9 protein-coding genes, 1 other RNA gene and 1 pseudogene are annotated in these 12,637 nt (G+C 60.5%); 9 read left to right on the top strand and 2 right to left on the bottom strand.

All coding sequences use genetic code 11. The features are described 5' to 3' along the window. Positions 1 to 104: 104 nt before the first annotated feature. A pseudogene (araD1, locus tag HT737_RS19680) lies at positions 105 to 1,098 on the top strand (AraD1 family protein). 9 nt (positions 1,099 to 1,107) lie between these two features. Then, complete coding sequence (locus HT737_RS19675; protein WP_182403791.1) at positions 1,108 to 2,688, top strand: aldehyde dehydrogenase (NADP(+)); 1,581 nt, start codon at positions 1,108 to 1,110, stop codon at positions 2,686 to 2,688. Between the two features lie 53 nt (positions 2,689 to 2,741). On the opposite strand, the gene HT737_RS19670 is transcribed toward HT737_RS19675, so the two are convergent. Then, the gene (locus tag HT737_RS19670; RefSeq protein ID WP_041066759.1) at positions 2,742 to 3,509 is read right to left on the bottom strand and encodes an FCD domain-containing protein; all 768 of its coding nucleotides are present in this window, start codon (positions 3,507 to 3,509) and stop codon (positions 2,742 to 2,744) included. 261 nt (positions 3,510 to 3,770) lie between these two features. Here HT737_RS19670 and HT737_RS19665 point away from each other — a divergent pair, with 261 nt between their 5' ends. The 7 genes from HT737_RS19665 (at position 3,771) to ssrA (ending at position 12,264) form a co-directional block, all read left to right on the top strand. Then, a complete protein-coding gene (locus HT737_RS19665) occupies positions 3,771 to 5,465 on the top strand; it encodes a lactate permease LctP family transporter (protein ID WP_121183642.1) in 1,695 nt (564 codons plus the stop codon). A 150-nt stretch (positions 5,466 to 5,615) separates the two neighbouring features. Then, on the top strand, positions 5,616 to 6,440 hold the full coding sequence (locus HT737_RS19660) for a (Fe-S)-binding protein (RefSeq protein ID WP_182403790.1): 825 nt from the start codon (positions 5,616 to 5,618) through the stop codon (positions 6,438 to 6,440). Beyond that, positions 6,437 to 7,891 (top strand): LutB/LldF family L-lactate oxidation iron-sulfur protein, encoded by a 1,455-nt coding sequence (locus tag HT737_RS19655; protein WP_003221499.1) that lies wholly within the window; start codon positions 6,437 to 6,439, stop codon positions 7,889 to 7,891. The genes HT737_RS19660 and HT737_RS19655 overlap by 4 nt, the downstream gene beginning before the upstream one ends. Then, positions 7,891 to 8,562 carry a lactate utilization protein gene (locus tag HT737_RS19650; protein WP_182403788.1) on the top strand — a complete coding sequence of 224 codons (672 nt, stop codon included), beginning with the start codon at positions 7,891 to 7,893 and terminating at the stop codon, positions 8,560 to 8,562. The genes HT737_RS19655 and HT737_RS19650 overlap by 1 nt, the downstream gene beginning before the upstream one ends. After that, the gene (locus HT737_RS19645) at positions 8,559 to 11,369 is read left to right on the top strand and encodes an FAD-binding and (Fe-S)-binding domain-containing protein (protein ID WP_182403786.1); all 2,811 of its coding nucleotides are present in this window, start codon (positions 8,559 to 8,561) and stop codon (positions 11,367 to 11,369) included. Before HT737_RS19650 ends, HT737_RS19645 begins: the two co-directional genes overlap by 4 nt. A gap of 129 nt (positions 11,370 to 11,498) precedes the next feature. Further along, complete coding sequence (locus HT737_RS19640; protein WP_007961392.1) at positions 11,499 to 11,777, top strand: hypothetical protein; 279 nt, start codon at positions 11,499 to 11,501, stop codon at positions 11,775 to 11,777. Between the two features lie 97 nt (positions 11,778 to 11,874). Further along, positions 11,875 to 12,264, top strand: a transfer-messenger RNA (tmRNA) gene (gene ssrA / locus HT737_RS19635). A 112-nt stretch (positions 12,265 to 12,376) separates the two neighbouring features. Here the strand turns inward: ssrA and HT737_RS19630 are convergent. Beyond that, positions 12,377 to 12,637, bottom strand: a 261-nt coding sequence (locus HT737_RS19630; RefSeq protein ID WP_182403784.1) for a restriction endonuclease, incomplete at its 5' end; no start/stop codon positions are given.

The following is a 12,637-nucleotide window of genomic DNA, read 5'->3' as shown; positions in this document are numbered from 1 at the left end:
GGCGGCACATCCAACATAGCGGTATCTGACAGATTGCTATCGCTGGCAAGCCAGCTCCCACAGGGTTTTGCAGTGTTTCGAAGTTTTGTTTACAGGAGAAATTTATGCATCTGGTTCAATTCGAATTGATCAACGGCGAGCGCCGCGTCGGCGTGGTCGACAACGGGCTGATCCGCGAAGTGCAGGACGCCCGTAGCGTACGCGATCTCGCGCTGGCCGCCATCGAAGCCGGCGGCACTCTGGAGCAGCAAGTACAAACCCACGGCCTGGGCATCGGTCATGACTATGCGCAGTTGCTCAAAGACCGGCGCATCCTGCCGCCGCTGGATCATCCGGACCCGGCGCACCTGCTGGTCAGCGGCACCGGCCTCACGCACCTGGGCAGCGCCTCGGCGCGGGACAAGATGCACCAGCAGGCCGGCGACGAAGCGCAAATGACCGACACCATGCGCATCTTCAAATGGGGGCGTGGAGGGCGGAAAACCAGCGGCGGGGCAGGCGGGCGTGCAGCCGGAATGGTTCTACAAGGGCGACGGCAGCATCGTCGTGCGTCCGGGTGAGGCATTCCCGTTGCCGCCGTTTGCCGAGGATGCCGGCGAGGAACCGGAGATGGCCGGCCTTTACGTCATTGGCCACGACGGCAAACCCTATCGCCTCGGTTTCGCCGTGGGTAACGAGTTCTCCGATCACGTCATGGAGCGCAAGAATTACCTGTACCTGGCCCACTCGAAACTGCGCAGTTGCAGCTACGGCCCGGAACTGCGTACCGGTGAACTGCCGCAACATCTGGCTGGCAGCAGTCGCATCCTGCGTAACGGCGAAGTGCTGTGGCAGAACGAATTCCTCAGCGGCGAGGCCAACATGTGCCACAGCCTCGCCAACCTTGAATACCACCATTTCAAATACCGCCAGTTCCTGCGCCCGGGCGACGTGCACATTCACTTCTTCGGCACTGCGACCCTGTCGTTCGCCGATGGCGTTCGTACCCAACCGGGCGATCAGTTTGAAATCAGCCAGGCCGAATTCGGCGCACCGCTGGTCAACGGCATCGCGCCGGCAGCAGCGGCCTTTCAACCGGACAGCATCGGCACCCTTTAAGGAGCTCCCATGACGCAGATTCTTGGACACAACTTCATTGGCGGACAGCGCAGCGCAGCGGGCGACGTGACACTGCACAGCGTCGACGCAACCACCGGCGAACAGCTGCCGTACGCATTCATTCAAGCGACTGAAGCCGAAGTCGATGCCGCCGCCAAAGCCGCCGCCGCAGCGTACCCGGCCTATCGCAGCCTCAGCGCCGAACGCCGCGCGCAATTTCTCGACGCGATTGCCGACGAACTGGATGCGCTGGATGATGATTTCGTAGCGTTGGTCTGCCGTGAAACCGCGCTGCCTGCCGCACGCATTCAGGGCGAGCGCGGGCGCACCAGCGGGCAGATGCGCCTGTTTGCCAAAGTCCTGCGGCGCGGTGATTTCTACGGCGCGCGAATCGATCTGCCGCTGCCGGAACGCCAGCCTTTACCGCGTCCGGATCTGCGTCAGTACCGCATCGGCCTCGGCCCGGTGGCAGTGTTCGGTGCGAGCAACTTTCCGCTGGCTTTTTCTACAGCGGGCGGCGATACCGCTGCCGCGCTGGCCGCCGGTTGCCCGGTGGTGTTCAAGGCGCATTCAGGTCATATGGCAACCGCTGAATGTGTGGCCGAGGCACTGATTCGCGCGGCGGAAAAAACCGCGATGCCAGCAGGCGTGTTCAACATGATTTACGGCGCTGGCGTTGGCGAATGGCTGGTCAAGCATCCGGCGATTCAGGCGGTTGGTTTCACCGGTTCGCTGAAGGGCGGCCGCGCACTGTGCGACATGGCCGCGGCACGGCCGCAACCGATCCCGGTGTTCGCCGAAATGTCGAGCATCAACCCGGTGATCGTTCTGCCTCAAGCCTTGGCTGAGCGCTCGCAGGCCATCGCCCGCGACCTGACCGCCTCCGTGGTGCAAGGCTGCGGTCAGTTCTGTACCAACCCGGGTTTGGTCATTGGTATTCGCTCGCCGCAGTTCAGCGCCTTCGTCCAGCAAGTCGCCGGGCTGATTGGCGACCAACCGGCGCAAACCATGCTCAACGCCGGCACCCTCGGCAGCTACGGCAAGGGTCTGCAAAAGTTGCTGGCGCATTCCGGCATCGAGCATCTGGCGGGTAATCCGCAACAGGGCAATCAGGCGCAGCCACAACTGTTCAAGGCCGATGTCAGCCTGTTGATCAACGGCGATGAAGTGCTGCAGGAAGAAGTGTTCGGCCCGACCACGGTGATCGTCGAAGTGGCGGACAAGGCCGAACTCAGCGCGGCGCTGTCGGGCCTGCACGGGCAACTGACGGCGACGATGATCGGCGAGCAGGCCGACTTCGAACACTTCCCGGAACTGACGCCGCTGCTCGAACAGAAAGTCGGACGGATTCTGCTCAATGGTTATCCAACGGGTGTGGAGGTGTGTGATTCGATGGTGCATGGCGGGCCGTATCCGGCGACTTCCGATGCGCGCGGTACCTCGGTGGGGACGCTGGCAATCGATCGGTTCCTGCGCCCGGTATGCTTTCAGAACTACCCGGATTTCTTGCTGCCCGAACCACTGAAAAACGCCAACCCGTTGCGCATTCAACGGCTGGTAGACGGCAAGCCCTCGCGCGACGCCCTCTGACCCATCACTCTGTAGGAGCTGCCGAAAGGCTGCGATCTTTTTGCTTCTAAAAACTACATTCCCTTGCGCCGTTCCGCCCGAGCCATGCGCTGAACTTCCTGCCGCACCTCTTCCAGCACCTCTTGCACATACAAAATGTGCCGACTGGAAACCTCCCGCGCCTGCTCCGCACGCCCTTCGATAATCGCCAGATACAGCTCCCGGTGCTGAGAGATCAGCATGTCGCGGGTTTCCGTGCGTTGTTTGTACATACCGCCGATGTTGGTCACCACGTTGCGCTTGAGCAAATCGAAAAGCCCGCGAATGGTGTGCAGCAGCACCGCGTTGTGGCTGGCTTCGGCTATCGCCAGGTGAAACTTCGCGTCCGCCGCGCCCTCTTCCACCCGGCTCACTTCGTCATGCCGGGTGTAGCAATCCTGCAGCTCGTTGAACGCTGCGGTCAGGCGCTCACGATCCACATCCGTAGCGCGCAATGCTGCGTAATAGGCACACGATGCCTCCAGAGTATGCCGAAACTCCAGCAAGTCGCGCTGCGCTTCGGGGTTGCTCTCCAGCAGCAATAGCAGGGGATCGCTGAAGGTCGATCCGAGGGTTTCCACCACGTAATTGCCGCCGCCCTGGCGACTGACCAGCAAGCCCTTGGCCGCCAGTTTCTGAATCGCTTCGCGCAATGACGGACGCGACACGCCGAACTGCTCGGCCAAGGTGCGCTCAGCCGGAAGCCGCTCGCCGGACTTCAGCGTGCCCTCGAGGATCATCCCCTCGAGGCGCTCGACAATATCGTCAGACAAACGGCGCTGACGAATCTGATCAAACCCCATAACTCATTTCTCCACGATCCCGACCGCTCGCCGGGCTCTCTATTCTGGCCTATCGGCGCCCCGCCGACACCTGTCAGAGCACATTTGCCCGAGCGGATCAGATGCCTTCTGCACCGCTTATTCGACAAAAGTTTCAGGGCGACAAATTGACACACCGACATCAAGGCTTTTACCCTAGCCAACAGCGATTGTAAATTGGTATTACCAATTAACCAAAAACGCTGACAGTGCCTGACCAACAACAATTAGGGGCCACCCCATATGCAAACCTGGCAACAGCTCTATACCCCGCTCGGCAGTCTCGGCGTCTCCGCACTCGCGGCCGTCATTCCCATCGTTTTCTTCTTCCTGGCTCTGGCGGTGTTCCGCCTCAAGGGTCATGTGGCCGGCAGCATCACGCTCGCCCTGTCGATTGCCGTGGCGATTTTCGCCTTCCACATGCCGGTCGACATGGCTTTCGCCGCTGCCGGATACGGCTTTGCCTATGGTCTGTGGCCGATTGCCTGGATCATCGTTGCGGCGGTGTTCCTCTACAAACTGACGGTCAAGAGTGGTCAGTTCGAGGTCATTCGCAGTTCGGTGCTGTCGATCACTGACGACCAGCGCCTGCAGGTGTTGCTGATCGGCTTCTGCTTCGGTGCGTTCCTCGAAGGTGCCGCCGGTTTCGGCGCGCCAGTGGCCATTACCGCCGCGCTGCTGGTCGGTCTCGGGTTCAACCCGCTGTACGCCGCCGGCCTGTGCCTGATTGCCAACACCGCGCCGGTGGCGTTCGGCGCACTGGGGATTCCGATCATCGTGGCCGGTCAGGTGACTGGCATCGACGCGTTCAAGATCGGCGCCATGACCGGTCGCCAACTGCCGCTGCTCTCGCTGTTCGTGCCGTTCTGGCTGGTGTTCATGATGGACGGCCTGCGCGGCGTGCGTGAGACTTGGCCGGCAGCGCTGGTTGCAGGCCTGAGCTTCGCCGTGACTCAGTACTTCACTTCGAACTTCATCGGCCCGGAGCTGCCAGACATCACCTCGGCCCTGGCCAGCCTGATTTCCCTGACCCTGTTCCTCAAAGTCTGGCAACCAAAACGCGCCGCCGGTCAGCACATCGCCGGCGCCGTGTCGGCCTCGGTGGTAACCGCCAGCGCTGGCGGTTTCGGCCAGAAGCGCAGCACCGTGGCGTCGCCCTACAGCCTCTGGGAAATTTTCATCGCCTGGTCGCCGTTCCTGATTCTTACCGTGCTGGTAACCATCTGGACGCTGAAACCCTTCAAAGCCATGTTCGCCGCTGGCGGTTCGATGTACGCCTGGGTATTCAACTTCGCCATCCCGCACCTGGATCAACTGGTGATCAAGACCGCGCCGATCGTGGCCACACCGACTGCGATTCCGGCGGTGTTCAAACTCGACCCGATTTCCGCGACCGGCACAGCGATCTTCTTCTCGGCATTGATCTCGATGCTGGTGCTGAAGATCAACTTCAAAACTGGTCTGACCACTTTGAGAGAGACCTTCTACGAACTGCGCTGGCCTATTCTGTCGATCGGCATGGTGCTGGCCTTCGCCTTCGTCACCAACTACTCGGGGATGTCTTCGACCATGGCGCTGGTCCTGGCCGCGACCGGCGCAGCCTTCCCGTTCTTCTCGCCGTTCCTCGGCTGGCTGGGCGTGTTCCTCACCGGTTCCGATACTTCGTCCAACGCGCTGTTCAGTTCGCTGCAGGCGACCACCGCACACCAGATCGGCGTCAACGACACCTTGCTGGTAGCTGCCAATACCAGTGGCGGTGTGACCGGCAAGATGATCTCGCCACAATCGATCGCCGTGGCCTGCGCCGCGACCGGCCTGGTCGGCAAGGAATCGGATCTGTTCCGCTTCACCCTCAAGCACAGCCTATTCTTTGCCACGATCGTCGGCCTGATCACGCTGGCCCAGGCCTACTGGTTCACCGGCATGCTGGTGCACTGATCCTATAAACAAAACGGAAATAACCGACGCCGGTTCGTGATTCCGGCGTCAGCAACTCACCACCCGGTCTGTAAGGCTGCTGAAAGCAAGGCGCTTTATATTCAGCAGCCGCCACAGACGGATAACCGGGCCCACCCGGAGACACGCCTGATGAGCGAGCTTTTTTACAACGCTGTGCCCAACGCCACGCGCGTCGCACCGCCACTGCCCGAACCTCGGCAGTACCCCAGCGAGAAACCGTCGCGGGTCTACCTGTTCGGCACGTGCGTGGTCGACCTGTTCTACCCCGAAGCCGGGATGGACGCGATCCATTTGCTGGAGCGCGAAGGCATCCGCGTCGAGTACCCGCAAGGGCAGAGCTGCTGCGGGCAACCGGCCTATACCTCGGGTTACACCGAGCAGGCGCGGACGGTCGCGCGCGCTCAGCTGGCGTTGTTTGCCGGGGATTATCCGGTGGTGGTGCCGTCGGGTTCCTGCGCGGGGATGCTGCGTGAGCATTACGCCGACTTGTTCAAGGACGAGCCGGCAACGCTGAAACAGGTACAGGCCCTCGCGGCCCGCACCTATGAACTGGCCGAGTTCCTGCTGTTCGTCTGCAAGGTGCAGCTCAAGGACAGCGGCGAACCGGTCAAAGTGGCGCTGCACACCTCGTGTTCGGCACGTCGCGAAATGAACACCCACCTGCACGGCCGCGAGCTGTTGGCGCAGTTGAGCAACGTGGAACGGGTCAACCACGATCACGAAAGCGAATGCTGTGGCTTCGGTGGGACATTCAGCGTCCGTATGCCAGACATTTCCGGCGCGATGGTGGCTGACAAGACCAAAGCGTTGAAGGATTCCGGCGCACACAAAGTGTTGAGCGCCGACTGTGGCTGTTTGATGAACATCAACGGCGCATTGGAGAAACAAAAAGAAGCGCTGCGCGGGCAACATCTCGCCAGCTTTCTGTGGCAACGAACCGGAGGTGCGCAATGAGCACCTCGACGATTATTCCTACGGTTGCCGTAGAAGAAGACTTCCGCACCCGGGCGCACAACGCCTTGGGTGATCAGCAGTTACGGAACAACTTCCGTACTGCCATGGATTCACTGATGACCAAGCGGGCAGCGGCGTTCAGCGATGCCCACGAAAGAGAACACTTGCGTGCCCTGGGCAACTCGATCAGGGCGCGTGCGCTCTCCAAGTTGCCCGACCTGCTCGAGCAACTGGAACAGAACCTGACCCGCAACGGTGTGACAGTGCACTGGGCGGAAACGGTGGACGAAGCCAATGGCATCGTCCTTTCGATCATCCGCGCTCACGAGGCGCGGCAAGTGATCAAGGGCAAATCGATGGTCAGCGAAGAGATGGAGATGAACCATTTCCTCGAGGCTCAAGGTGTTGAATGCCTGGAGTCCGACATGGGGGAATACATCGTCCAGCTCGACCACGAGAAGCCTTCACACATCATTATGCCGGCGATCCACAAGAATGCCGGTCAGGTCGCGTCCTTGTTCCACGACAAACTTGGCGTGGAGTACACCAAGGACGTTGACCAACTCATTCAGATCGGTCGCAGAGTCCTGCGGCAGAAATTCTTCGAAGCGGACATCGGCGTTTCCGGCGTCAACTTCGCCGTGGCCGAAACCGGCACCCTGCTGCTGGTGGAAAACGAAGGCAACGGGCGCATGACCACCACCGTACCGCCGGTGCACATCGCCGTCACCGGCATCGAAAAGGTCGTGGAAAACCTGCGCGACGTGGTGCCGCTGTTGTCGCTGCTGACCCGCTCGGCGCTGGGCATTCCGATCACTACTTACGTCAACATGATCTCCGGCCCGCGCAAGGAACATGAACTCGACGGCCCGCAGGAAGTGCATCTGGTCCTGCTCGACAACGGTCGCAGCCAGGCCTTCGCCGACAGCGAACTGCGCCAGACCCTGAACTGCATCCGCTGTGGCGCGTGCATGAACCATTGCCCGGTCTACACCCGCGTCGGTGGTCACACTTACGGCGAGGTTTATCCGGGACCGATCGGCAAAATCATCACCCCGCACATGGTCGGTCTGGCGAAAGTCCCGGATCACCCGAGCGCCTCGTCGCTGTGCGGTGCCTGCGGTGAAGTGTGCCCGGTGAAAATTCCTATTCCCGCACTGCTGCGCCGCCTACGCGAAGAGAACGTCAAAGCCCCGGACAGTCCGCATCAAGTGATGCGCGGCCAGGGCAGCAAGTATTCGCGCAAGGAACGCTTCATCTGGAATGCCTGGGCGAAACTCAACAGCTCGCCGACGCTGTATCGGTTGTTTGGGTTCTTCGCCACGCGCCTGCGCGCCCTGACCCCGAGCAATGTCGGGCCATGGACGCAAAACCACAGCGCACCGAAACCCGCCGCCCGCTCACTGCACGACATGGCCCGCGAGCATCTGGCCAAACAGGGAGACCGCTGATGAGCGCCAAGCAAAATATCCTCGCCAAATTACGGAAAAGTCTGACCGGCGCCACACCGATTGCCGACGACTTCGACGTCGATCTGGTGACCCAGCCTTACACCTACAGCGCCGAGCAACGCATCCCGCAACTGCGCAAACTGATGGAAGCGGTACACACCGAAATCCATCTGACCACCGGCGCAGACTGGCCGGCGCTGCTCGCGCAATTGCTGCGTGACCGTCAACTGCCAAGCCTGCTGATCGCACCGACGACGCCTCACGGTCAGCGCATCTCACAACACTGGGCGAACAACCCTGATCTGCCGACGCTGAAGTCCTACAACCGCCCGATGGAGGAGTGGAAAGCCGAGCTGTTCAACGACACCCCGGCCAGCCTCACCGGCACCCTCGGCGCCATCGCCGCCACCGGCAGCCTGATTCTCTGGCCCACTCTTGAAGAGCCGCGATTGATGAGCCTGGTGCCGCCGGTGCATTTCGCCCTGCTCAAGGCCAGCGAAATTCGCGACAACTTCTATCAGGTGCAGCAGGAGTTCGAGTGGGCCCAAGGCATGCCGACCAATGCGCTGCTGGTGTCCGGTCCGTCGAAAACCGCCGACATCGAACAAGTGCTGGCCTACGGCGCCCACGGCCCGAAAGATCTGGTGGTACTGATCCTGGAGGACCAATGACGCTTCCGGTGAATTTCCTGCGTGATGCACAGCAACTGATTCCTGCGGATCGCCGTTTCGACGATCCGCTGTCGACCTTGGCCTTCGGCACCGACGCCAGTTTTTATCGGCTGATTCCCAAACTGGTGATCCGCGTCGAGTCCGAAGACGAAGTGGTCGCGCTGCTGAAACTGGCCCAGCGCGATCAAGTCCCGGTGACCTTCCGCGCCGCCGGCACCAGTTTGTCCGGGCAAGCGATCAGCGATTCGGTGCTGATTGTGCTGGGGGATAACTGGAACGCTCGTGAGATTCGCGATCAGGGCCTGCAAATCCGCCTGCAGCCGGGCGTGATTGGCGCGCAGGCCAACGCGTGGCTGGCCCCGTTCGGGCGCAAGATCGGCCCGGATCCGGCGTCGATCAACGCCTGTAAAATCGGCGGTATCGTCGCCAACAACGCCAGCGGCATGTGCTGCGGCACCGCGCAAAATACCTATCACACACTCGCCGGAATTCGTCTGGTACTGGCCGACGGCAGCCGTCTCGACACCGAAAACGCCGCCAGCGTCGCCGCTTTCCGCGTCAGCCACAGCGATCTGCTGGAGCGCTTGGCGACGTTGGGCCGCGAGACCCGCGCCAATGCCGAACTGGCGGCGAGAATTCGCCACAAATACCGTCTGAAAAATACCACCGGCCTGTCACTCAACGCCTTGGTGGATTTCGACGAGCCTGTGGATATCTTGAGCCACCTGCTGGTCGGCTCCGAAGGCACGCTCGGTTTCATCAGTGCGGTGACCTACGACACGGTGATCGACCACCCGAACAAGGCCTCGGCACTGATTGTGTTCCCGGATGTGGAAACCTGCTGCAACGCGGTCACCGTGCTGAAAAGCCAACCAGTGTCGGCGGTGGAACTGCTGGACCGACGCAGTCTGCGTTCGGTGCAGGACAAACCGGGCATGCCGGATTTCGTACAACACCTGTCGAACAATGCCTGCGCGCTGCTGATCGAATCCCGCGCCGCCTCTTCCACATTGCTGCAGGAACAACTGGCGCAGATCATGGCTTCGCTGACCCGTTTCCCGGTGGAAAAACAGGTCGACTTCACTGAAGACCCGGCCGAGAACGCCAAACTCTGGGCGATCCGCAAGGACACCTTTCCCGCCGTCGGTGCCGTGCGTAAAACCGGCACCACGGTGATCATCGAAGACGTAACCTTCCCGGTCGAGCAACTGGCGATCGGCGTCAACCGCCTGATCGAGCTGTTCGACAAACATGCCTACGACGAAGCGATCCTTTTCGGACACGCGCTGGAGGGAAATCTGCACTTCGTCTTCACCCAAGGCTTCAACAGTCCGGAAGAAGTCGCACGCTATCAAGCGTTCATGGACGACGTCGCGCAACTGGTGGCGGTGGAGTTCGGCGGTTCGCTGAAGGCTGAACACGGCACCGGGCGCAATATGGCGCCGTTCGTTGAGCTGGAATGGGGCAGCGATGCCTATCAGTTGATGTGGCAGCTCAAACGCCTGCTCGACCCCAACGGCATCCTCAACCCGGACGTGGTGCTCAGCGAAGATCCGCAGATCCACCTCAAACACCTCAAGCCGCTGCCGGCGGCTGACGAGATTGTTGATAAATGCATCGAGTGCGGCTTCTGCGAACCGGTCTGCCCGTCGAAAGGCCTTACCCTCAGCCCGCGCCAGCGCATCGTGATCTGGCGTGACATTCAGGCGAAGAAGCGCGCCGGCGTTGACACCACCGAGCTGGAACAAGCCTACGAGTACCAAGGCATTGAAACCTGCGCCGCGACTGGCTTGTGCGCTCAGCGTTGCCCTGTGGGCATCAATACCGGCGAGCTGGTGAAAAAGCTTCGTGGCCGCCACGCGACGCATCAGAAAACCGCTGACTGGATCGAAGGAAATTTCGCCAAGACTCTGCAAGGCGCACGTTTCACCCTGCATGTGGCCAACGGCGCACGGATGCTGCTTGGCGCACCGCGTCTGGCGAAGCTGTCGGCGAGCCTGACGCGTCTGTCCAAAGGCCAGGTGCCGCTGTGGACCAACGCGATGCCGCAGCCGGAAAAAGCCATTCGCTTCAACCCGAGTGTGTCGGATGAGCGCCCGCGGGTGGTGTATCTGGCGGCGTGCGTATCGCGGGTGATGGGTCCGGCGGCGGGTGACAAAGAGCAAATGTCGCTGTACGACAAAACCCGTGGCCTACTGGAAAAGGCCGGTTACCAAGTGGTGATCCCGGACAATCAGGACAACCTCTGCTGCGGTCAGCCGTTTGCCTCCAAGGGCTACGCCGAGCAGGCCGAACACAAACGCCAAGAACTGATCAGCGCCCTCCTCCATGCCAGTCGTGGCGGGCTCGATCCGATCTATTGCGACACCAGCCCCTGCACCTTGCGCCTGGTGCAGGACGTGGGAAATGTTCGCCTGGATCTGTACGACCCGGTGCGCTTCATCCGTACGCATCTTCTCGATCGCTTGGACTTCACACCGCAGGACGCACCGATTGCGGTTCACGTGACCTGCAGCACCCAGCATCTGGGCGAGAGCCAGGCGCTGATCGATCTGGCGCGCAAATGCAGCAAGACCGTGGTTATCCCCGAAGGCATTCACTGCTGCGGGTTTGCCGGTGACAAGGGCTTCACCACGCCGGAGCTGAACAGTCATTCGCTGCGCACCCTCAAGGATGCAGTGCAGCATTGCAGCGAGGGGATTTCCACCAGCCGCACCTGTGAGATCGGCCTGACGCAACACGGCGGCATCGACTATCACGGACTGGTCTATCTGGTGGATCGAGTGACCCGGGCCAAGGCCTGCTGAAGAAAAATAGAACCCTTGCGTGCGACCGTAGTCCACAGAACAGGCCCCGGAAAACGGGGCTTTTCCTCCCATCGGTTGCCCGTCCTGACGGCCAGCGCAGTCTGGATCCCTCAGTTCAAGGAGATACACATGAAACGTTCTGTACTGTTAGGTCTGTTCGTTACTGCCTCGATGATGGCCTCCACCTCGTTCGCCGCCGACAAACCCGCCGACCTGTGCGATGCCAATATCCAGACCATCAACAACGCCAAGGGGCAGCTGTCAGCGAACCCGGAACTCAGTCAGCGTGCCGAAGCCAGTGTGAGCAAGGCACAGGCGCTGAAAGCCCAGGGCAAGATTGATGACTGCGTAGCGGAAACCTCGCAAACCATCATAGAACTGCGTAAATCCACCGGCACCAACAACTGATTCAAGGCCTCGGCCAACCTTCGGGTTGGCCTTGCCGGCCGTTTGGCGTACACTGCACAGGCTTGTTGCCTCACCTGATGTACGAGGCAATGAGTTCGGGGCCGATTAGGATTCGACGCCGGTGACGAAACTTTAGGTGCATGCCGACTTGGTAACAGAAGTCGTAAATCCACTGTTGCAACTTCTTATAGTTGCCAATGACGACCAATACGGTGCTGCTCTCGCTGCTTAATTGCAGCTGACATGCACTCCTGGTGCCTTCGGGCCCAGCAATCATCAGGGGATGTCTGTAAACCCGAAATGATTGTCATATAGAACAGAATCGCCGTGCAGTACGTTGTGGACGAAGCGGCTAAAACTTACACAACTCGCCCAAAGCACCCTGCCCGTCGGGTCGCTGAGGGTTAACTTAATAGACACGGCTACGCATGTAGTACCGACAGCGGAGCACTGGCGGACGGGGGTTCAAATCCCCCCGGCTCCACCAAACTTAAACGAAAAAAGACGTCCATGGACGTCTTTTTTTGTGCCTGCGATTCGGTCGCTGATTTTGGAAATTTCAAATCAGCACCCGTTTTTTTTCGGCCAACGATGTTTTTTTACGCAGGCATGTAAAAATAGCTCAACGGCACCAATCGTTTAGTCTCAGGATCGGTAGCCGGGTAATGGGCCATCAATGTGCGAGCCAGTTCATCTAACGTCCACATTGTCAGATGGACATGGGCCCTCTCTCCCTCATAAAGCGCCTCCTTGGTGAACCCTCCAGTGCTGACATACAGCCCGCGATCATCCTTGTGCCTACCGCCCAAGAAGCTACGAATCTCACTACTCCCCATCCGGGCATTTCGATGTTTAACCTC

This window comes from Pseudomonas sp. MD195_PC81_125 (assembly GCF_014060985.1).
GTDB classification, from domain to species: Bacteria; Pseudomonadota; Gammaproteobacteria; order Pseudomonadales; family Pseudomonadaceae; genus Aquipseudomonas; species Aquipseudomonas parakoreensis.
This window is presented reverse-complemented; position numbering and strand designations above follow the sequence as displayed.

What these genes read in the sequence shown, in the direction of transcription:
- HT737_RS19650 (WP_182403788.1), top strand. Translation starts at nt 7,891, where the DNA reads ATGAGCGCCAAGCAAAATATCCTCGCCAAATTACGGAAAAGTCTGACC.
- HT737_RS19670 (WP_041066759.1), bottom strand. Translation starts at nt 3,509, where the DNA reads ATGGGGTTTGATCAGATTCGTCAGCGCCGTTTGTCTGACGATATTGTC.
- HT737_RS19675 (WP_182403791.1), top strand. Translation starts at nt 1,108, where the DNA reads ATGACGCAGATTCTTGGACACAACTTCATTGGCGGACAGCGCAGCGCA.
- HT737_RS19655 (WP_003221499.1), top strand. Translation starts at nt 6,437, where the DNA reads ATGAGCACCTCGACGATTATTCCTACGGTTGCCGTAGAAGAAGACTTC.
- HT737_RS19645 (WP_182403786.1), top strand. Translation starts at nt 8,559, where the DNA reads ATGACGCTTCCGGTGAATTTCCTGCGTGATGCACAGCAACTGATTCCT.
- HT737_RS19665 (WP_121183642.1), top strand. Translation starts at nt 3,771, where the DNA reads ATGCAAACCTGGCAACAGCTCTATACCCCGCTCGGCAGTCTCGGCGTC.
- HT737_RS19640 (WP_007961392.1), top strand. Translation starts at nt 11,499, where the DNA reads ATGAAACGTTCTGTACTGTTAGGTCTGTTCGTTACTGCCTCGATGATG.
- HT737_RS19660 (WP_182403790.1), top strand. Translation starts at nt 5,616, where the DNA reads ATGAGCGAGCTTTTTTACAACGCTGTGCCCAACGCCACGCGCGTCGCA.